A 17,994-nucleotide genomic window follows, 5' to 3' on the forward strand; every position below is an offset into this window, starting at 1 on the left:
TTTTCAAAGAATATTAATGAATTTCAATCATTTTCGGATTTGCTTTTTCAATCATTAACTTTGGACAAGATATCGTTAGATTACGATGTTTCTTCACAGAATTTTCAAATTTGTATTAATCCTCTAGTCTGAAGAGTGGTGACATATCCTGACGTGTGTGTTTTGTATAAAAGTAATCATTTGTAGCCGGGTCGTAAACATAATCTTTTTTCCAATCCTCAATATTACTCGTAATCTCCTTCATCGCCTTAATAAACAATCGAATTTCAGCATTAGTCATAATAGGGTGCAGCGAGAACCTGACCCAGCCAGGCTTAGAAGATAAGTCGCCTAAATCAATTTTATTGGAAATTTGCTTAGATTTGTTCTGGTCAATTTCCAATAAATAATGACCATATGTCCCTGCACAAGAGCACCCTCCGCGAACCTGAAATCCATATCGATCATTTAACAAACGGACTATAAGATTGTAATGAATACCCTCAATAGTAAATGAAACAATCCCAATTCGATTTCGATGATGACTCTCTAATACATGCAGATTAGGAACAGTCTCTAATCCAGTTAAAAGCAGCTTTAACTGTTCTTTTTCTCTAGCTAAAATTTTCTCTACACCCATTTGTTCCTTTAACTTTATACATAAAGCCGTACGAATTGCTTGAAGAATACCAGGTGTCCCTCCATCCTCTCGAAGCTCGATGTCCTTAATGTATTGATGTCCACCCCAAGGATTAGTCCAAGTAACCGTTCCTCCTCCAGGATGGTCTGGTACCTTATTTGTATAAATTCTTTTATCAAAAAGTAAAACGCCGCTCGTACCGGGTCCGCCTAAAAATTTATGTGGAGAAAAGAGAATGGCATCGAGTTTTTCCATCTGATCCTTCGGGTGCATATCAATCTTCACATACGGTGCAGAGGCGGCAAAATCTACAAAGCAAAGTCCACCATGCTTATGCATGATTTTTGCCAGCTGATGATATGGTGTTTGTATTCCTGTAACGTTCGAGCATGCTGTAAAGGAACCTATTTTGACAGCTCTATCCCGATATTGGGACAGAAGCTGCTCAAGATGATTAATATCTACATTTCCTTTCGAGTCCGGTCTGATCATCTCAACGTCTGCTAAGGTCTCCAGCCATGAAGTGTGGTTGGAATGGTGCTCCATATGAGTGAGAAAAACCACTGGTCTATCCCTCTCAGAAAGCTTTATTTTGTCTTTCCATTGCTCTGGTACTCTAATACCCAATAATCTCTGTAGTTTATTCATTACCGACGTCATTCCAAAACCGTCAAGAATGAGGGCGTCATTCTCATCAGCATTTATATGTTCCTTAATAATCCTTCTTGATTGATTATAAATTCCGGTCATCATTAGACTGGTAATGTTGGATTCCGTATGCGTATTCGCCATAAACGGGCCAAATACCTCCGAGATTTTTTGTTCAATGGGTCGAAATAATCTTCCACTTGCTGTCCAATCTGCATAAATAATCGGTTTCTTTCCATACGGTGAGTCAAATTCTTGATCAATGCCGATGATCCCAGACCGAAACTTATTAAAATAATCCTCTAGATTTTCCGGCAGACGATACCACTTGCTTCCGATCCTTGCAGTAATCATACTTCAGCACCTCTCGATAAAATCCTGCTAATTATTATATGCAAAATTCTTTTCACTTGCCGACGATTCTCAATTAATGATAAAAAAAGCCTGATCCATATGGACCAGACTATATTACTATTTATAAATTTGTATTCTTTGACGATTCCTTGCGATTTACTTCATCAATTTTTTGAACAAACATGTGAAAAACGCGCTGCTTCTCTTCTAAGTCTTTTATATATTCCTTTAATTGATTATAACTTTCCTCAAACGGTTTATGATACCTTTGCCGTATACTTTCAATAATTTCCTCGTTCACTGTTGATTGGATGACTTGCTTGGTAATCCCGTATTTATAAGAGTATACCTTTAACTCTTGTGCCACTTCTTCATATTCTTTATCTATTTCTGTAAGGACTACTGAAATGTCATCCTTCCACTCTTCTAGTGATTTCTGTAAATAAGATTTTACCATTGTTTCTTCCATTACTGCACCCGCCCTAATAAAGTCTCAAGATAACTTTATTATACTGGTGATTGGTTTCATAATAATTTCTAGTAGTTTACAAAGCTATATCAATTAATAGGAAATTTTTCCGATTTACATAAATAACTAGGTTAATAGACACACATTATGAAACGGCATTAATCATGATAGGGACACTTTGTGTAATATTATTTGCATTTCCCAAATCAATATTGATCATTAAGGAATACTGAAAGGTATTTTGATTATGTTGAATTTCATCTGGAACATCGAGTAAAAAGGTAATCTTTCCAGTTTGGTTTGGACTACATTCAAGAGAACAGAAAACGGAATGACTATTTAAAGTTTCTTCTACAAATGCCTGTGAATCAATCCCTACTAGATCGATATCATATCTCTTAATTTTATTTTTTAATAGGCCGCCTGTTATCTCAATGGTACCATTTATGACACTTCCTGCTTCATAAACTTGCTTATCCAAATGGACATTCGTTTTGGGCAAACCAATTTTTAATTTTGTTAAATAATCTTTTAATGTCATTTTCTCCACCTGTTCCCTAAAATAGGCATAATAAAAGACCAGCAATAGTAATCAAGATGCTTAATATGTTTAAAAACAAAAAAGCCCCTGTACTTGGCGGTCCATGACCTCCTTCGCTTTAGCCGACGAAGTTAGCTGACGGGTAGGATGGCGAAAGATCGTTCTCATCCTTTCTACATTGTAGAATTAACCCCAATTAATTGGTTCCTCCGTACCCAACCAAGTTGCTGGGTTTTGGCCGAATATTAAATTCATGATGATTATGAGGCTTATTTTATCCCCAACTAGAATCGTTGTAAAGAGTGATATTTACTTAAATTAACCGTTTAAACTCCAAATTTAAATAAAAACAAAGACTTTTCTATTGATTGCTCATGAATCATCGATATCTTGTAGCATAGTTTAACTTTAAAAGCTCCTATCTGTTAATTAATTCAGCGAATTCATCAAGGTTAGTGGAATACTTTATATAAATTCTTGGTAAAAATAAGAGTTCGTTTTTTAGCCCTTTTTTAGTATAGAGTGCTGGTGTAGTAGTCAAACCAAATGTATAATATTTTTTCACTTCTAAACCAACGCGTTCATTGAAGTTTCCATAAGGATAAGCAAGAGCTATAACTGGTTTTCCTGTCATTTTTTCAATTTTTTCCTTCGAGCCTTTTAATTCGTATTGAAGATTCTCTAATTTTGTCAAATCTGGATGAGTAGCTGTGTGGGACTGAACAGAAATCAATCCGGACTCAGCCATCATTTTTAAATCAGTTTGAGATAATCGGTTCGAATATCCGATAAAATCAGAAATAACAAAAAAGGTTGCTGTCGGTTTAAATTTATCATCCCTAAGTTTTTGAAGAATCTCAAACGCATTTTGATTATTTTTATAACCATCATCAAGTGTAATAAAAATAGGTTTGTTCACTTTACTTATATCAGTCCAGCGTTCAAATGTTAATAATGTATATCCGTTATTTTTCAAGTAAACCATCTGTTTTTCGAAATTCTCTGGTGTAACAAATAACTCCTTAGAGCCTTTGCCATTGTATTCATCAATTGAATGGTAAATTAATATTGGAACCTTCTGCTGTGCAAGCGCATCCCCTGGAAGGCTAATTAACAACAGAATGACGATTACAACTCTTAACATAAAACAAACCCCCTTTTTTGCCGATCTTATCACGACTATTATTCCCAGAATATTTAATCTACACGTTATTAATGTTAAACTAAGAAAACATACTTAATAAAAGGAGCCGTTCAATGTTTGAGTATAAAGTTTTATTTTTAGATATTGATGGAACCATCATCAAGCCCGATGATTCCATTGATCAAACTACAGTAAAAGCAATTCGGCAGGTTCAACAGAAAGGAATAGAGGTTTTTTTAGCAACTGGGAGACCATTACACGAAATCAGAGATCTTGCAGATGAGTTAAAGGTAAACTCGCTTGTCGGATATAATGGTGCTTTTGCCATTTATCAAGGTAAGGACCTCTTCCAGGAACCAATGAAAAAGGAAAGTGTTAAACAATTCATCGACATAGCGAAAAAAAACCAGCATGAAATTGTTTTGTATACGAAAGATGAAAATATATTCACTGACTTAGAAGCAGATTGTGTGAAAGAATTTATTGTGAAGTTCCACTTACATAAAAACAAACCTTATTTACCGTCCAATGATTATGAGATTCTGGGAATGACTTTAATCAACTTAGAACCAAAGGATACTGTTTTATATAAGATCGAGGACCAAATCCACTTATCCCAAGTAAACCTTGATGGAATGCTTCATTGTTATGATGTAATTAGAGACAAGGTCAATAAAGGGATTGCGATTCAATACATACTCAACCATCTCGGCCTGTCAAAGGAAAATGCTATAGCGTTTGGAGACGGCTTAAATGATAAAGAAATGCTGATGAGTGTTGGTGAAGGTTTTGCTATGGGAAATGGTCATCCTGACCTCTTTCAATATGCTAAACATAAAACGACAACCGTAAATAATTCAGGAATTTATAACGGATTAAGAACTCTAGGGATTGTTGAGTAAACAAAAGCTGTGCATTGCGCACAGCTTTTTTTGCATGAATTTGTTGGTATTTCGTGTTATACGTCTTGTTTTGATAGCTTTTGTCACCCTGCAGGAAAATGGGGGGCTTCATAGAGAATTTACTATCAATAGCTGTTTTACCGTAAATTAGATAGAAGGGATTTGAACACTTATGAGAACTTTCACATTAAAGGAAGTTTCCAAAAAAATAAATGTTAAACCTGCTACATTGAAGAAATGGGAAGAGGAACTAGAGGAATACCTTGAAATTCCACGTACAAAACAAGGAGCCAGAATATATTCACAGGTAGAAATTGATTTACTATTAGAAATTAAGTATATGTATGAAAACAAACTGAGTACCGCAATGATTTTACAAACATTGCAAAATGGCAGCGAATTTGTAGAAGATGAAGAAGAAGAGATATCCGAACCTCCAGCCTCAACCCTGGCAATCTTGCCTCAAGAAGTACCCCCCGTTTCGAATGAAGATCTTGCCATTAAGAATGCCGATCAATTTTTCGATGCGATGGACCAATATAAACAAACATTCTTAAATGAAGTAAAAGAGGAAATACGAAGTGTTCTTCGTAAGGAAGTAGTTGAAGAGGTTAAAAAGGAAATTGCAGATGGCGCTCATTATACAGTGAATACTATTTCTGAATCGATAACCAAGTCTACAGCAACTACAAAAGCTGAGTTTCAACAACTATCTGGTCATCTTGAAAAAAATGCGGAGCAGACAACTGAGAGACTATTATATTTATCCAAAAGTATTGCCAATGCCTCTCACGAAACTTCAGAAGAGATTTATACACTTTCGAAGCAGTTATCTCAATCTGCAGAAGAACTTGCCCATTACGTAGATATTACAAATACAGAAATCTTTAACCTTTCAGAAACGATTGAAATCGACCGCTTAGAGCGCGGAAAAGAACGGGACCAATTCCGCCATGAAGTTACACAAAGAGAAGCTGCCTTTCAGGATTTATTAACAAGTTTTCGGGATGTAGCTGCGGCAAAAGAAAAGAAATGGTGGAAATTCTGGGAGTAATAAGCAATGACGCTTGCTGCTAAAGTCAAATTTTTCAAGCGGGGGGAATGATGATGAATACAAACCAAGTTGCAAAATTATTAGGAGTTTCAGCTAGTACCATTCAGCGATGGGTAAAACAGCTAGAACTGCCGATGGAGCGGAACGAACGAGGACATTATCATTTTAATGACGAAGATATTGAACTTCTAAAAAATATCCAGACACAAATCCAAAATGGAACCTTACTTCAAGAAATTGCTCCTGTACAAGAAAAGAAGACCAGGAAAGGAACAGTAAAAGCGATTGAAGGCAATGCTGAGCTTGAAAGATTGTATTCGATTGTCAGTGAATTGGAAGCAAAGGTGAATTCAAAAGCAGACTCTGTTGCCTCCTATCAGCTGCTGCAGCACCGCCGAGAAATAGAAGAATTACAGAGCCAAGTTATAGACTTAACAAAACAAGTACAATCCCTGCAAGCACAGCTTCATGAGATTACGAAAACCACCCTGCCAGAAAAACCGTTAGTTTTAGAGCAAGGCAAGCTTAACAGAAAAAAGAAGAAATTTGTAAGTTCGTTATTTGGATTTTTAGGGTAACTAGTAAAGCATAAGCGCCTTGCCAAGGGCGACAGGCATAAGACGAGCCGGCGAGAAGGTTGCTCTTTACCTTCTTGACGGATTGGCTTATGACCCCGAGCCCCTAGGCGCTGAAGCTAGACAATTCTCAAAGTAGAAAATTTTATACTTAGTTAAAAAGCCGAATGTGTTCAGAACACATTCGGCTTTTATATTTTCAACTCGACAAGCGGGCGGGTATATTTTTTTATCATATAACTTCCCAAAACAATACAAACCACGAAAGAGAAAGCTAGCAGGAATAAATAATTTTCTGAGACGGCATTCGGTAAAATAGCTTGTATTGATTTAATGATAAACCCATGGAACAAGTAAACATAAAGTGTTCGTTCTCCGATTTTGGTTATTCGATACTGATTTGACGGGATTAAAGGCAAGAAGCCAAAAACGACAATCAACGTTAAACAGTATTGTACTGCACGAAGCAGTCCATCACTAAGCTGCATACCTCCCATATTTTCATAAGAGGTGTCTCCTAACAGCCATGGGACAGCGTCTTGCGGAAAACTAAACCCAAAAAATAAAAACGTGACGAAGATAATGACTACTCCAGCTGGAACTGAAAACTTTGCTCCAATGATCCGTTTTAAATGGTCCCCATTTAATAGGAACCCCAGAAGGAAATACGGAAAGAATACAAATGTCCGAGATATACTCATAAAACTTCCTGCATTCTCAAAATAACCAACTGCGATTCCGAGTATAACCGCAATAAACAATCCTGCCCATTTTAATCTTGCAAAGACATACAGTAATAAATTCCAAAAGAATAAACTCAATAAAAACCACAATGACCAATGTGGCTGGAACAGATCAAATTCAAGCGTTTTTTCCTTTCCAACTAAAAAGTAATAAACAGAATAGATGATTTGAAAGATAAAATATGGAATTAAGATTTTTTGAAAAGTTTTAAGCAAATACCCTTTCTTTTTAAACCCTTTAGCAAAATACCCGGAAATCATAATAAAAGCTGGCATGTGAAAAAGAAAAATCACGGTATATAAGGTAAATAAAATTTTATCCTGTTCCTTATACGGGCTAATCATATGCCCGAAAACAACAAGAAAAATTAATATAAATTTGGCATTATCAAAATATTTACTTCTGCATGCTGTGGAAGCCATCCTATCCCCCCTAAAATTTTTCACACAAAGTTATACTAAAAAAATTCCACACCTATTTTACACCATTTTACCTTATCAATGTTACAAAGAAATTGAATAAAAGTTACTTTTTGTTTCAAACAAATCACAATCCTAAAATAATAATAGTAATTTCCTATGCTTTTATGACTAGTGGTAATAAATTCTATAACCTGATTTTATGACCTGGTGATAAAAATCACATACACAAATGATGATAGATGGTAGTATGCAGAGTAAGTTCTAAATTCTTAAACAAATGAAATGGGGTTATAAATTGAACTTTCCACAATTAAAAATTGCACATATCATGCCAAAGGTACCTATTTTCCAAGGAGGTATGGGCGTCGGAATTTCATTAAGCAAACTAGCTTCAGCCGTAGCAAATGCTGGTGGTGTTGGGATCATCTCAGGTACAGGTATTACCACCGCTGAAATGCGCGATCATATCAGAAAAGCAAAAAATTTAGTACAAGGCGCCGGATATATTGGAGTAAATGTATTGTTCGCAATGAATGATTTTGCAGAAAAGATGAAAGCGGCTCTTGAAGAAAAAGTGGATTTTATTATTTCCGGAGCAGGAATCTCAAGGGATATGTATGCTTGGGGAAGACAGGCTGGCATTCCTGTCATTTCTATTGTTTCTTCTGCAAAATTGGCTAGAATTTCAGAGAAACTTGGCGCTGCTGCTGTAGTCGTTGAGGGTTTTGAAGCTGGCGGACACCTTGGCACAGACAGACCGATGTTTGATATTCTTCCTGAGGTAGTGGAAGCAGTATCCATCCCTGTCCTTGCTGCAGGCGGAATCATGACTGGCGAAGATATTGCTAAAGCTATTTCCATGGGTGCTGCCGGGGTTCAGATGGGCACAAGGTTTGTAGCAAGTGAAGAATGTGATGCTCCTTATTCATTTAAACAGAAATATGTGGACGCTCGAAAAGAAGATACAGCTTTAGTTAAAACAACTGTTGGCTTGCATGGAAGAGTCATCGTTAATAACTTTGCAAAATTGATCAGCGGGCCAGACAAATTAAAAATTGCTAAATGTCATGATTGTTTAAAAAATTGTTCTTATCGCTTCTGTACACTTGATTCCCTTCTTACAAGTATGGGAGGAGATGTCGAAAATGGACTTGTCTTTGCTGGGGCACGAGTTGATGAAATTAAGGATATTCTCCCTGTGCAGCAAATCATAAATAACCTTACAATAGAGTATCAAAATGCTGTGGGCGGCCATTAAGTTCGATATAAAAAAGAGACAACCAATTGGTTGTCTTCTTTGTTAAGGTAAATTTTTTATTTTATTCTTAATTGATGTTCTTGGTTTTGGGTCTGGTACAATCTCAGGATACCCAATTCCTAATACACCGACGAGGTCATAATTTTCAGGAACTCCTAGGATTTTCCGATTCTTTGCTGTGATTCCGATCGATGACCAAAATGTACCTACTCCTTCAGACCAGGCTGCTAAATTAAAATTTTGCACAAAACAAGCAGTGGCCAATGCGTTTTCCTCTTTTTCAACTGCGGAAGCACCATGTTTGGATAATATAGCGATTAGTACAGGTGCATTTCCAAAATTCGTTTTATGGTTCAGTTTTGCTCTTGTGTCAGGACCTATAAAGTACACTTCCCATGGTTCTGTCATTCGGTGGTTTGGAGCCATCTTAGCTGCCTCCAGCCAGGAATAGATTAAGTCTAATTGAACAGCCTGTGATTTGAACTTTTTAATATTCCTCCGGCTTTTTATGATATCAAGGATATCCATTATCGCCCCTCCTTTATATATTGGAATTCCACGTGTTTTTATTCACATTAATCAATCTTATGTTCTATTTCTCTAAAATATTTACACAGCCTAAATATTCTGAATATAATGGGTCACTAATTCTATTTACCTGAATATGATGTATGCGAGGAGGCGATTATATTGAATAATTATCACTATGGACCTAATGGAAATCCAGGGTATCGTAGTCAAGAAGTCGGCGATTATCGGAATATCATGAATACATGTCAGCGTTATATGAATTACCATGTGGTTGGTCAAATGAGTGATGGCACTCAAATGAATGGTATTCTTCAAGAAATGGATGATGAAGGCGTTACTATGCTCGTTCCTGAGGATGTCGATGACGATTCCGATGATATGCGATATGGTGGATATGGCGGGTACGGCAGACGTAGATTCCGCCGCTTTAGGAGACGACGCTTTCCATACGCTGTCTTTGTATTCCCATATTTCTTTCCATTTCCTTATTACTATTAATGTGAGAAAGCTCGCCAATCCGGCGAGCTTTTTGGTTAGTATTCTTTTGTTCCTTCTAGTCGATAATTGTGCTGGATTTCACCCTCACCCAAACGGAATAATCCCTTCTTAAAACCATGGATAATAAAAAAAATGGCTTGTGCAAAGAAGAAAATCCCCCATCCTTGAGCTGGAATAAACGCAGTTAATTGAGATAAGTTGGTTGCGTCTCCTGCTGCATGCGGCTGAATTAAACTGATGATGAAAATATCATATGCTGTACTGACAGATTCCACTAATAATACAGAAGCAATTAACAACACTAGGTTGTCGATTGCCTTTTTACTTCCTTTAATAAGTATCGCTAGAAACAAAATCCCGAAGGATGCGAGCCAGAATAAACCATAGGGATTACGTACCCATAATATCAAATTGATTATGATAATTCCTAATAGCATATCGATAAAAAGTATATGTTTTTTCTTTTTTATTAACCAAAACGAAACGTAAGCAATTAACGATGCGATTGTATAACCTGCTGCACAAGTAATAAATCAATAATCCAAATCGATTGTGTACCGTGTGTCACTCCGTCTGCATTCATGTACAATGAAATGGATTCTACATTACCCCCAAATAAAGCCATAAATGCGTGACCAGATTCATGGATCACCGTATTAATCATTCTAAAATAATCACCAATTATTGGAATTTTCGTCAAGACGAATGCCAACCCAATGAAGAGTTCTTTATATTCTGAAAAATTTTATGATCTATTAAGTTTTGGCTAAAATGGGTCCTAAACAGAAATAAATTCGACAAACCAACAACTTATATGTTAACATTAGGTTGTTGCAAATTACGTACAATGATTTTTTATTAAGGAGGAATGACTTTGATCGAATTTAAAAACATCGTAAAGAAATACAGAAATAAAACCATTATTAAACCCTTCTCAATTGATATTGATGCGGGTCAATTAGTGGTTTTTATCGGACCGAGCGGATGCGGGAAAACCACATTGCTAAAAATGATCAACAAATTAATCCAGCCTTCAGCAGGAAAGATTTTTGTTAACGGCAAGGATATTTCCACCATGGATGCTATCGAGCTAAGAAGAAATATTGGCTACGTCATCCAAAACACTGGTCTATTCCCTCATATGTCGATTAGAGAGAATCTGGAATTAATTCCAAAACTTAAAGGTGAAGACCCGGCTAAAATTGCTAAAAAAACAGAGGAACTACTCGATGTAGTTGGATTAAATCCTGCTGAATATTTAGACCGTTTCCCAAAGGAATTAAGCGGCGGGCAGCAGCAAAGGGTTGGGGTAGCAAGAGCCTTTTCAACCGATTCAGATATTATCTTAATGGATGAGCCCTTTAGTGCATTGGACCCTGTGACAAGAAACTCACTTCAAGATGAACTTGTTCAAATGCAAAAAGAACTTAATAAAACCATCATTTTCGTCACCCACGATATGGACGAAGCGATTAAAATAGCCGATAAGATTTGTATTTTAAAAGATGGCGATATTCTCCAATTCGATACCCCGGAAAATATTCTCAAGAACCCAGCTAATGAATTTGTTGAAGGATTTATTGGAAAGCGACGAGTTTGGAATAACCCTGAATTGTTAATGGCCGAGGATATTATGATACCTAACCCTGTAAAAATTACTACAAAGCGAACGGTTTTACAGGCGATCGAGATCATGAAAGCTAATAAGGTCGACAGTTTAATGGTGACAGACAAAAATAATATATTAATAGGTTTAGTCACCTTAAAAGGAATCCAATTGCTGAATCGAAATTCGGAGATTGATAGTGTTATGGAGAAGAATATTCTGGCTGTTTCAGAGGATCATAACTTAATTTCCATTTTAGCAACGATGAATGAACATAAAATTGGCTATGTGCCTGTTATCAATCATTCGAAGCAATTAACTGGACTTATAACGAGAAGCAGTATTTTATCGGCCTTAAGCAGCCAACTAATTGATTTGGAGGTGGCCTTTTAATGGGTGATTTTTATAATTATTTAAGTTCGAACTATGAACAGATTATTAATTTATTAGGTCAACATATTTATTTAAGTATAATTTCCGTTTTAATTGCCGTTATTATTGGTATTCCGCTTGGTATTTTGATATCAAGAGAGCCAAAGCTATCGAAGACGATTATTGGAGCAACTAACGTCATACAAGCAGTACCAAGCTTAGCCTTACTTGGATTTTTAATTCCCTTTATTGGTATCGGCAGTGCACCTGCCATTGTCATGGTTGTACTTTATTCCCTTCTTCCAATCGTAAAGAACACCTATACAGGATTAACGAATATTGATCCTGACATTCTGGAAGCCGCCAAAGGTATCGGTCTGACCAAGAGTCAAACAATGAAAAAGGTTCAGCTGCCGCTTGCCTTTCCGATGATTATGGCGGGTATCAGAATTTCTGCCGTAACAGCTGTCGGATTGATGACAATCGCAGCCTTCGTTGGCGCAGGCGGACTTGGTTATCTGGTGTTCTCTGGTGTTCAGACGGTTGATAATTATATGATTCTGGCAGGAGCAATCCCTGCATGTATCCTTGCCCTCTTGATTGACTTTGTTGTTGGAAAGCTTGAAACGTCATTCTCATATACGAATAAACGAAAGTCAGCTGCTAAAACTGGTAAAAATATAAAACGTTTAGTAATCGGATTTACTAGTATAATCATCGTTGCTGCCGGTGCCTTTACTGTTTACTCAAAGACAAGCGCCGGGGATAAAATTGTTATCGGTTCTAAAAATTTCAGTGAACAGCTGATTCTAGGACATATGCTTGCTGATTTAGTAGAAAATAAGACTGATATTGAAGTAGAAAGAAAAATGAATCTCGGCGGGTCACAAGTAGCTTTTAGTGCAATAAAAAATGGCGACATTGATATGTATGTCGAATATACTGGGACGGGACTCGTTAATATTCTTAAGCAAAGCCCACAAAGTAATCCTGACAAGGTTTATGACTATGTAAAAAAAGAATTCAAAGAGAAATATGGAATTGATTTATTAAAACCACTAGGATTCAATAACACGTATGCTTTGGCAGTACGTCAAGATACAGCTCAACAATATCATTTAAATACCATTTCCGATCTTGCCAAAGTTAGTGACAGCATGATTATGGGACCCACGATTGAATTTCCAAATCGTGATGATGGATTAATTGGACTTTCGGAGACGTACAATTTGAAGTTTAAAGACGTTCAAGCGGTAGACGGAGGTTTACGCTATACAGCTCTTGATAATCATAAGAGTGACGTCATCGATGCATTTTCGACAGATGGTCTCCTTGAAGAATTTGGTTTAAAAGTGTTAGAGGATGATAAAAACTTTTTCCCTCCATACTATGCTGTTCCAATTGTTAAAGAAGAAACATTAAAGGAACATCCTGAACTTAAAGAAGCTCTTAATTCCCTTGCAGGCAAACTAACAGATGAAAAAATGCGAAAGCTTAATTACAAAGTTGACAGCCTCAAGGAATCACCTAGAAAAGTGGCTACAGAGTTTCTAAAAGAAGAAGGACTATTGTAAAAATAAATTAGCCGGCGCTGCCGGCTTTTTTTAATCCTCCATAAAATGGACGACTCTCTCATAGGTTTCATCATCACCAATAATAAGAAGTACATCCCCTTCTAGGATGAGTGCATATGGTCCTGGAGAAATAATCAATTCCCCTTTCCTCTTCATCCCTATGACTGTGCCTCCAGTATTTTGCCAAAATTTCACTTCAGAAATGGTCTGACCAATATGTACACAGCCGGGCAATACCTCTACCTCAATCGGTGCTAATGGATTGGTATGCCGAAGCTTTGTGGAATAATCCATGATTTTTCTAACCGAATCAAAAAGCTGCTCTTCGATTTTCACTCGCTCTGCTATAAGGCTGTTTATCTCTTTTTCGAGGTCCTTTATGCTCGCCAAATTCGTAAATCGATGAATATATTTATAGGCATTCTCACGGGAAGAAATAACAATCCCACTGCCCTTTGTAGATTGAACTATCTCGACATCTTCCAATATCTTTATTGCTCTTCTTACTGTCTCTGGTGAAACTTTATATTCACTAGCCAATGTTGATCTCCCGTGAATCTTTTCACCTACTTTAAACTTTCCATCGTAAATTCGATTCGCTAAGTCAATGGCAATCCGTTCATATGTTGGTATTTGTGCCCTCTGCATATATTCCTCCACTAAGCTGTGTCCATCTGCTTTTTATACATCCACTATACTCCAAAAACGATGTCGTTGCGAATCGCAGATAAAGAACTTTTTGCCATTGTCGACATTGGTATGAAGAGCAGTTTCTAAAAAGAGATTACTTCAAGCATAGTTTGGTTAGTACAAAGGCAACTGTTCCGAATGAAGGGGTGTGTTGGCGACCCTTGATTGAAGACAAATCTTTCTGAATACACCTAAAAAAGTGCCAGGCACCAAAGGTGTCTAGCACTCAATTTAGGAATCAAATCGTTCTAGTAATTCTATTATTACTTTAAAGTCCGAAGTGGTATCCATATAAGCATATCTGCCTTTCCCATTATAGAAATTACCAGTTTGAATAACAGGATAACCCATATCCTCTAGCAGCTTAATTTTTCCCTCCATATTTTTTATAAAAAACGAAATATGGTGAACACCTTCCCCATGCATTTCAAGATGCTTTTTCCATGTACTTGGAGATTTACCAGGTTCAATTAATTCAATTTGAAGCAGTGGGGTGTTAATAAACATATATTTAGAATCGCCTTCGGTTGGCTCTCCTTCAAAAACAACCTGAGTTAACTCGCTCGGTCCGGATTGAATCACTTGAGGTTTTTCAACCCCTAGTAGTTTACAGTAAGCATCTGCTGCTGCATCGAGATCTTTAACAACAATCGCCAGTTGCTCCACTTTATTGGTCCCGAGCAAAGGTTCAAAGGATTCTTTGCTTGGCTCTGTATCTCGTGGTTCAGCACTTTCAAGAAGTTCAACCAGTGTCTTATGATCATTCAAGGTATCAACATATACATATCTGCCATCACTTGATGTAAATTCACCACTTTGAAGTAAAGGATAGCCATTACTCTCAAAAACCGGCAGAATCTCCTTAATGGATTCTACATCAAAAGCAATATGATGGATTCCTTCTCCAACTGTATCTAAAAATTCACGCATTGTACCAGGTTCCTCATTTGGTTCAATTAGTTCAAATTGCACGGTTGGTGTATTCATAAACACTAATTTACTTCGAGAATTGGTTGGCTTGCCGCGAAAAACCACTTTGGAAACTTCACTATCACCAGTTAAGAACCATGCTGGTTTCGGAATCCCAAGAAGTTTAGCAAACATTTCAGATGTCTTCTCAATATCACGTACAACAAATGCAAGTTGATTGATTTCATTATTTCCTGCCATAGGCTTCTTTTCTGTTAGCGATTCTTCCACAAATGGTCACCTCTATTTCCCATTTTTATTAACCTAGTCCACGCACAGATAATCCTCCATCACTCGAGATAACTTCTCCAGTAATGGCTCTAGCATTATCGGAAGCAAGAAGCAAATAGGCACCAACGTGGTCTTCAGAAGACATTGCAATCCGAAGCGGGTTTCGTGATTTTATACTTTTTTCCTTTGTCTCGTTATCTACCGATTTTACAAATGGTTGAAGTGGAGAAATGACATTTAGGGCTGTCAACGTTCCTCCCGGAGCAACAGCATTCACTCTTATGTCAGGAGCCAGCTCAAATGCAAGCTGGCGCATTAAGCCAATTTGTGCGTGTTTACTGGCGGTATACCAGACTCCTCCCCCATCAGGATAGAATCCTGCACCTGACACGGTGAAAATCATATTACCGCCTGTTTTCTTCAATTCCTCCACTGACGCCTTGGCCCCATTGAAATATCCTTTTACATTGATGTCAAACAGGACGTCATATGCATTTGACATTGCTTCGGGAGTAACTGTTTGGAATTTAGCAAACCCGTCAAACACACCAGCATTGGCAACAAAAACATCTAACTTCCCGAATGCTTCAACCGCCATTTGAACTGCATCAGCATGTGCTTGATAATTCGTAACATCTCCCTCGATACATTGTACAGAATCACCAAACTGCTGCTTTAATTGATTCAGTCCCGCTATTGACTTATCGAGTACGGTAAGCACTGCTCCTTCTTTCACAAAAGCCTCTGTTACAGCCTTTCCGATACCAGAGGCACCACCAGTCAAATATACTGATTTACCACTTAATTGAGCCATATCACACTGCCCCTTCCTGCTACTAAACAAAGATAGCTAGATTACGTGTATTAATCGTCGTTTGGTCAACAATGAAAAAGCGTTTTGATAGCTTCCATTCTCCATTTTCAAAAATAAATTCATCTTGTCGTTCACCAGATATTAAATCGTGATGAATATCTGTGCTCCGGCTCCGATAAATCATTAAATAACTGTTAACGACTGCCTTTTTATCAGGGACGTAATCAAGTAACCTGACATTATTGACTAGCCGTCTAGTCCGTGAAGGTGGAATTTCTGCCCACGCATAATCGGTTTTTAGACGATCCACACGAATTTTCAATAGTTCAATATCATCATCAAACGCAAACATATCCAACGCATAATCGGGGCGTTCTATCCCCTCTTTATTAACGCGAACCGGCATTTGATATTTTAAAGATGGGTGCATTAAACTAAACCACCCATCAAAATCAATATCATCTAACAGTTTAGCTTCCCGATAGAGCCATTGTTCAAACTCGTAGGTTGCTAGCATCTTTTCAATTGTCATAACTTCTCCCTCAATCCTTTGCTAGTTTTTGATAAAGGTCATGAAAAGTGTGAGAGCAATCTCATTTTGTCATTAAGTCAAGCCAATAACGATAAAAATTCCGTTGATTTGCTTCTGTGAATTTATCATCATATACAACTCCAGGGCCAACGAATTCTGTTACTGGTTTACGGTGCAAGCCCATCGTATAGTTAAATGTAAGCTGTTTCATTAATGGCATCGTTCCAGACGCTGCTGCAGTAATATCAGTAAACACTTCCGTATCATCTTGTTCAAAAATACCAGAAGGGCTAAATGTTAGAATAAATGATTCCCTTGAACGTCTTTTCCAATCCTCTGGGGCATTTTTCTCCACTAAGAACCAAGTAATCACTTCCATTTTATCTACTGAAATAGGTTTCCAAATTCGCATAGAGGTATTAGAGATTAACTGTCCTTTAATTTTTGTATGTGAAATTAAAAACGATAGGTTAGGAAAGATGTTTCCAATCATATTTTTAAGATTTGATAGAACCTCATATTGTTCTTCTGTTAAATTGGATTTGAATTCTTCTTTTAATTCCTCTGGGAAGGCAAAGTCTGGATTTGGTGTACCCAGGTTTAAACCATGCCCATTGGTTGTGTGGATTTGATAACCTTTTTTCGAGTATGTTGCACTTGGTACCATTCCTAATTTTGCAATAGATCCATGAGTAACCATCGTATGATAGGAGTCACCTACGAAGTTATCTGCTCCGATTTTCCAATTAGAGTGAATGACAAATCTTTGCGGCGGTCCCATTACTTCCATTTCTGCTCTTCCTGCAAAAATATCAATATACCATTTAAAGTCCCCTAAAAAAGCCTCTAAAGACTCTGCTTCATCATTCCAAGTACCAAATAACAACCCTTTGTATGACTCCACTCTAATTTTATGTAAACCCAGCTGAGTTTTATCTAGGCTATCCCCATAGATGTCCTTTTGTAGTGGAACACCAACACAATCTCCATTATTTTTAAAATTAAAACCGTGGTAAGGACAAGTAAATAATGATTTATTTCCAGCATCTGCGCGACAAAGCTTCATTCCCCGGTGTGTACACATATTATACAAGCCACGAATTTGATTATCAGAACCCCGTGATATAATCACAGAATAGCCAGCCACATCCCTAGTGATGAAGTCATTTTTGTTCGGAATTTCTGATTCGTGTCCAATGAATATCCAAGTTTTTAAAAAGACTTTTTTGTGCTCTAAATCATATATAGTTGGATCACCTAGAAGATAGGCAGGAATAGACCCAGTTTCAGGTTGAACGGTTTCATTTAAGTATTCAATTGCTTCCTTTTGAGACATTTCTTCTAAATTTATGTTCGTTTTATACACGCCTAATCCCCCTAAACATAGATTGGTGCTGCCTCATTCAGGGGAAAAAGTAATTCAAACGTTTGCCCCTGGATGTTATTT

The 17,994-nt window shown here is 37.1% G+C and carries 20 protein-coding genes and 1 riboswitch; of the genes, 7 read left to right on the top strand and 13 right to left on the bottom strand.

Features of this window, described 5'->3' with window-relative positions; genetic code table 11:
- Nucleotides 1-115 precede the first annotated feature (115 nt).
- The 4 genes from ACIQAA_RS28795 to ACIQAA_RS28810 form a co-directional block, all read right to left on the bottom strand.
- Nucleotides 116-1,621 (bottom strand): aminotransferase class V-fold PLP-dependent enzyme, encoded by a 1,506-nt coding sequence (locus ACIQAA_RS28795; protein ID WP_402626489.1) that lies wholly within the window; start codon nucleotides 1,619-1,621, stop codon nucleotides 116-118.
- Nucleotides 1,622-1,742: 121 nt separating this feature from the next.
- On the bottom strand, nucleotides 1,743-2,090 hold the full coding sequence (locus tag ACIQAA_RS28800; protein ID WP_045524297.1) for a hypothetical protein: 348 nt from the start codon (nucleotides 2,088-2,090) through the stop codon (nucleotides 1,743-1,745).
- A 145-nt stretch (nucleotides 2,091-2,235) separates the two neighbouring features.
- Nucleotides 2,236-2,631, bottom strand: a complete 396-nt coding sequence (locus ACIQAA_RS28805; RefSeq protein WP_402626491.1) for a sporulation protein — start codon at nucleotides 2,629-2,631, stop codon at nucleotides 2,236-2,238.
- A gap of 105 nt (nucleotides 2,632-2,736) precedes the next feature.
- Nucleotides 2,737-2,881: riboswitch (cyclic di-AMP (ydaO/yuaA leader) on the bottom strand.
- Between the two features lie 168 nt (nucleotides 2,882-3,049).
- Complete coding sequence (locus ACIQAA_RS28810) at nucleotides 3,050-3,775, bottom strand: polysaccharide deacetylase family protein (RefSeq protein ID WP_402626493.1); 726 nt, start codon at nucleotides 3,773-3,775, stop codon at nucleotides 3,050-3,052.
- Nucleotides 3,776-3,888: 113 nt separating this feature from the next.
- Here ACIQAA_RS28810 and ACIQAA_RS28815 point away from each other — a divergent pair, with 113 nt between their 5' ends.
- From ACIQAA_RS28815 to ACIQAA_RS28825, 3 genes are all read left to right on the top strand, one after another.
- Entirely contained in the window at nucleotides 3,889-4,677 is a 789-nt protein-coding gene (locus ACIQAA_RS28815) for an HAD family hydrolase (protein ID WP_402626494.1), read from the top strand.
- A gap of 172 nt (nucleotides 4,678-4,849) precedes the next feature.
- Nucleotides 4,850-5,731 (top strand): MerR family transcriptional regulator, encoded by an 882-nt coding sequence (locus ACIQAA_RS28820; protein WP_402626496.1) that lies wholly within the window; start codon nucleotides 4,850-4,852, stop codon nucleotides 5,729-5,731.
- A 53-nt stretch (nucleotides 5,732-5,784) separates the two neighbouring features.
- Nucleotides 5,785-6,309 carry a MerR family transcriptional regulator gene (locus ACIQAA_RS28825; RefSeq protein WP_402626497.1) on the top strand — a complete coding sequence of 175 codons (525 nt, stop codon included), beginning with the start codon at nucleotides 5,785-5,787 and terminating at the stop codon, nucleotides 6,307-6,309.
- Between the two features lie 188 nt (nucleotides 6,310-6,497).
- Here ACIQAA_RS28825 and ACIQAA_RS28830 read toward each other — a convergent pair whose 3' ends face one another.
- A complete protein-coding gene (locus ACIQAA_RS28830) occupies nucleotides 6,498-7,472 on the bottom strand; it encodes an acyltransferase family protein (protein ID WP_402626499.1) in 975 nt (324 codons plus the stop codon).
- A 277-nt stretch (nucleotides 7,473-7,749) separates the two neighbouring features.
- Here ACIQAA_RS28830 and ACIQAA_RS28835 point away from each other — a divergent pair, with 277 nt between their 5' ends.
- On the top strand, nucleotides 7,750-8,730 hold the full coding sequence (locus ACIQAA_RS28835; RefSeq protein ID WP_402626501.1) for an NAD(P)H-dependent flavin oxidoreductase: 981 nt from the start codon (nucleotides 7,750-7,752) through the stop codon (nucleotides 8,728-8,730).
- A gap of 42 nt (nucleotides 8,731-8,772) precedes the next feature.
- Here the strand turns inward: ACIQAA_RS28835 and ACIQAA_RS28840 are convergent, their stop codons facing one another.
- Nucleotides 8,773-9,258 (bottom strand): nitroreductase family protein, encoded by a 486-nt coding sequence (locus tag ACIQAA_RS28840; RefSeq protein ID WP_402626503.1) that lies wholly within the window; start codon nucleotides 9,256-9,258, stop codon nucleotides 8,773-8,775.
- A gap of 162 nt (nucleotides 9,259-9,420) precedes the next feature.
- On the opposite strand from ACIQAA_RS28840, the gene ACIQAA_RS28845 reads away from it, so the two are divergent.
- A complete protein-coding gene (locus ACIQAA_RS28845; RefSeq protein WP_402626505.1) occupies nucleotides 9,421-9,759 on the top strand; it encodes a hypothetical protein in 339 nt (112 codons plus the stop codon).
- Between the two features lie 35 nt (nucleotides 9,760-9,794).
- On the opposite strand, the gene ACIQAA_RS28850 is transcribed toward ACIQAA_RS28845, so the two are convergent.
- Both ACIQAA_RS28850 and ACIQAA_RS28855 read right to left on the bottom strand, forming a co-directional pair.
- On the bottom strand, nucleotides 9,795-10,289 hold the full coding sequence (locus ACIQAA_RS28850; protein WP_402626590.1) for a M50 family metallopeptidase: 495 nt from the start codon (nucleotides 10,287-10,289) through the stop codon (nucleotides 9,795-9,797).
- Nucleotides 10,253-10,459, bottom strand: a complete 207-nt coding sequence (locus tag ACIQAA_RS28855; protein ID WP_402626507.1) for a M50 family metallopeptidase — start codon at nucleotides 10,457-10,459, stop codon at nucleotides 10,253-10,255. The genes ACIQAA_RS28850 and ACIQAA_RS28855 overlap by 37 nt, the downstream gene beginning before the upstream one ends.
- Nucleotides 10,460-10,627: 168 nt before the next feature.
- Between ACIQAA_RS28855 and ACIQAA_RS28860 the strand changes: the two genes are divergently transcribed.
- Both ACIQAA_RS28860 and ACIQAA_RS28865 read left to right on the top strand, forming a co-directional pair.
- Complete coding sequence (locus ACIQAA_RS28860) at nucleotides 10,628-11,758, top strand: ABC transporter ATP-binding protein (RefSeq protein WP_402626508.1); 1,131 nt, start codon at nucleotides 10,628-10,630, stop codon at nucleotides 11,756-11,758.
- Nucleotides 11,758-13,311, top strand: a complete 1,554-nt coding sequence (locus ACIQAA_RS28865; protein WP_402626510.1) for an ABC transporter permease/substrate-binding protein — start codon at nucleotides 11,758-11,760, stop codon at nucleotides 13,309-13,311. The genes ACIQAA_RS28860 and ACIQAA_RS28865 overlap by 1 nt, the downstream gene beginning before the upstream one ends.
- 30 nt (nucleotides 13,312-13,341) lie before the next feature.
- Here the strand turns inward: ACIQAA_RS28865 and ACIQAA_RS28870 are convergent, their stop codons facing one another.
- From ACIQAA_RS28870 to ACIQAA_RS28890, 5 genes are all read right to left on the bottom strand, one after another.
- Complete coding sequence (locus tag ACIQAA_RS28870; RefSeq protein ID WP_402626511.1) at nucleotides 13,342-13,959, bottom strand: GntR family transcriptional regulator; 618 nt, start codon at nucleotides 13,957-13,959, stop codon at nucleotides 13,342-13,344.
- A gap of 273 nt (nucleotides 13,960-14,232) precedes the next feature.
- Nucleotides 14,233-15,201, bottom strand: coding sequence for a VOC family protein (locus tag ACIQAA_RS28875; RefSeq protein ID WP_402626513.1), 969 nt, complete (start codon nucleotides 15,199-15,201; stop codon nucleotides 14,233-14,235).
- 28 nt (nucleotides 15,202-15,229) lie between these two features.
- Nucleotides 15,230-16,015: an SDR family NAD(P)-dependent oxidoreductase gene (locus tag ACIQAA_RS28880; RefSeq protein ID WP_402626515.1), complete on the bottom strand. Its 786-nt coding sequence runs from the start codon at nucleotides 16,013-16,015 to the stop codon at nucleotides 15,230-15,232.
- Nucleotides 16,016-16,037: 22 nt separating this feature from the next.
- Complete coding sequence (locus ACIQAA_RS28885; RefSeq protein WP_402626517.1) at nucleotides 16,038-16,547, bottom strand: aromatic-ring-hydroxylating dioxygenase subunit beta; 510 nt, start codon at nucleotides 16,545-16,547, stop codon at nucleotides 16,038-16,040.
- 61 nt (nucleotides 16,548-16,608) lie between these two features.
- A complete protein-coding gene (locus ACIQAA_RS28890; protein WP_402626519.1) occupies nucleotides 16,609-17,913 on the bottom strand; it encodes an aromatic ring-hydroxylating dioxygenase subunit alpha in 1,305 nt (434 codons plus the stop codon).
- Nucleotides 17,914-17,994 lie beyond the last annotated feature (81 nt).

Source organism: Neobacillus sp. NPDC093182, from assembly GCF_044754045.1.

Bases quoted from the DNA above. Each gene is read 5' to 3' on its own strand.
- ACIQAA_RS28865 (WP_402626510.1), top strand. From the start codon at position 11,758: ATGGGTGATTTTTATAATTATTTAAGTTCGAACTATGAACAGATTATT.
- ACIQAA_RS28810 (WP_402626493.1), bottom strand. From the start codon at position 3,775: ATGTTAAGAGTTGTAATCGTCATTCTGTTGTTAATTAGCCTTCCAGGG.
- ACIQAA_RS28800 (WP_045524297.1), bottom strand. From the start codon at position 2,090: ATGGAAGAAACAATGGTAAAATCTTATTTACAGAAATCACTAGAAGAG.
- ACIQAA_RS28815 (WP_402626494.1), top strand. From the start codon at position 3,889: ATGTTTGAGTATAAAGTTTTATTTTTAGATATTGATGGAACCATCATC.
- ACIQAA_RS28840 (WP_402626503.1), bottom strand. From the start codon at position 9,258: ATGGATATCCTTGATATCATAAAAAGCCGGAGGAATATTAAAAAGTTC.
- ACIQAA_RS28830 (WP_402626499.1), bottom strand. From the start codon at position 7,472: ATGGCTTCCACAGCATGCAGAAGTAAATATTTTGATAATGCCAAATTT.
- ACIQAA_RS28870 (WP_402626511.1), bottom strand. From the start codon at position 13,959: ATGCAGAGGGCACAAATACCAACATATGAACGGATTGCCATTGACTTA.
- ACIQAA_RS28825 (WP_402626497.1), top strand. From the start codon at position 5,785: ATGAATACAAACCAAGTTGCAAAATTATTAGGAGTTTCAGCTAGTACC.
- ACIQAA_RS28880 (WP_402626515.1), bottom strand. From the start codon at position 16,015: ATGGCTCAATTAAGTGGTAAATCAGTATATTTGACTGGTGGTGCCTCT.
- ACIQAA_RS28885 (WP_402626517.1), bottom strand. From the start codon at position 16,547: ATGACAATTGAAAAGATGCTAGCAACCTACGAGTTTGAACAATGGCTC.
- ACIQAA_RS28795 (WP_402626489.1), bottom strand. From the start codon at position 1,621: ATGATTACTGCAAGGATCGGAAGCAAGTGGTATCGTCTGCCGGAAAAT.
- ACIQAA_RS28820 (WP_402626496.1), top strand. From the start codon at position 4,850: ATGAGAACTTTCACATTAAAGGAAGTTTCCAAAAAAATAAATGTTAAA.
- ACIQAA_RS28805 (WP_402626491.1), bottom strand. From the start codon at position 2,631: ATGACATTAAAAGATTATTTAACAAAATTAAAAATTGGTTTGCCCAAA.
- ACIQAA_RS28835 (WP_402626501.1), top strand. From the start codon at position 7,750: ATGAAATGGGGTTATAAATTGAACTTTCCACAATTAAAAATTGCACAT.
- ACIQAA_RS28860 (WP_402626508.1), top strand. From the start codon at position 10,628: ATGACTTTGATCGAATTTAAAAACATCGTAAAGAAATACAGAAATAAA.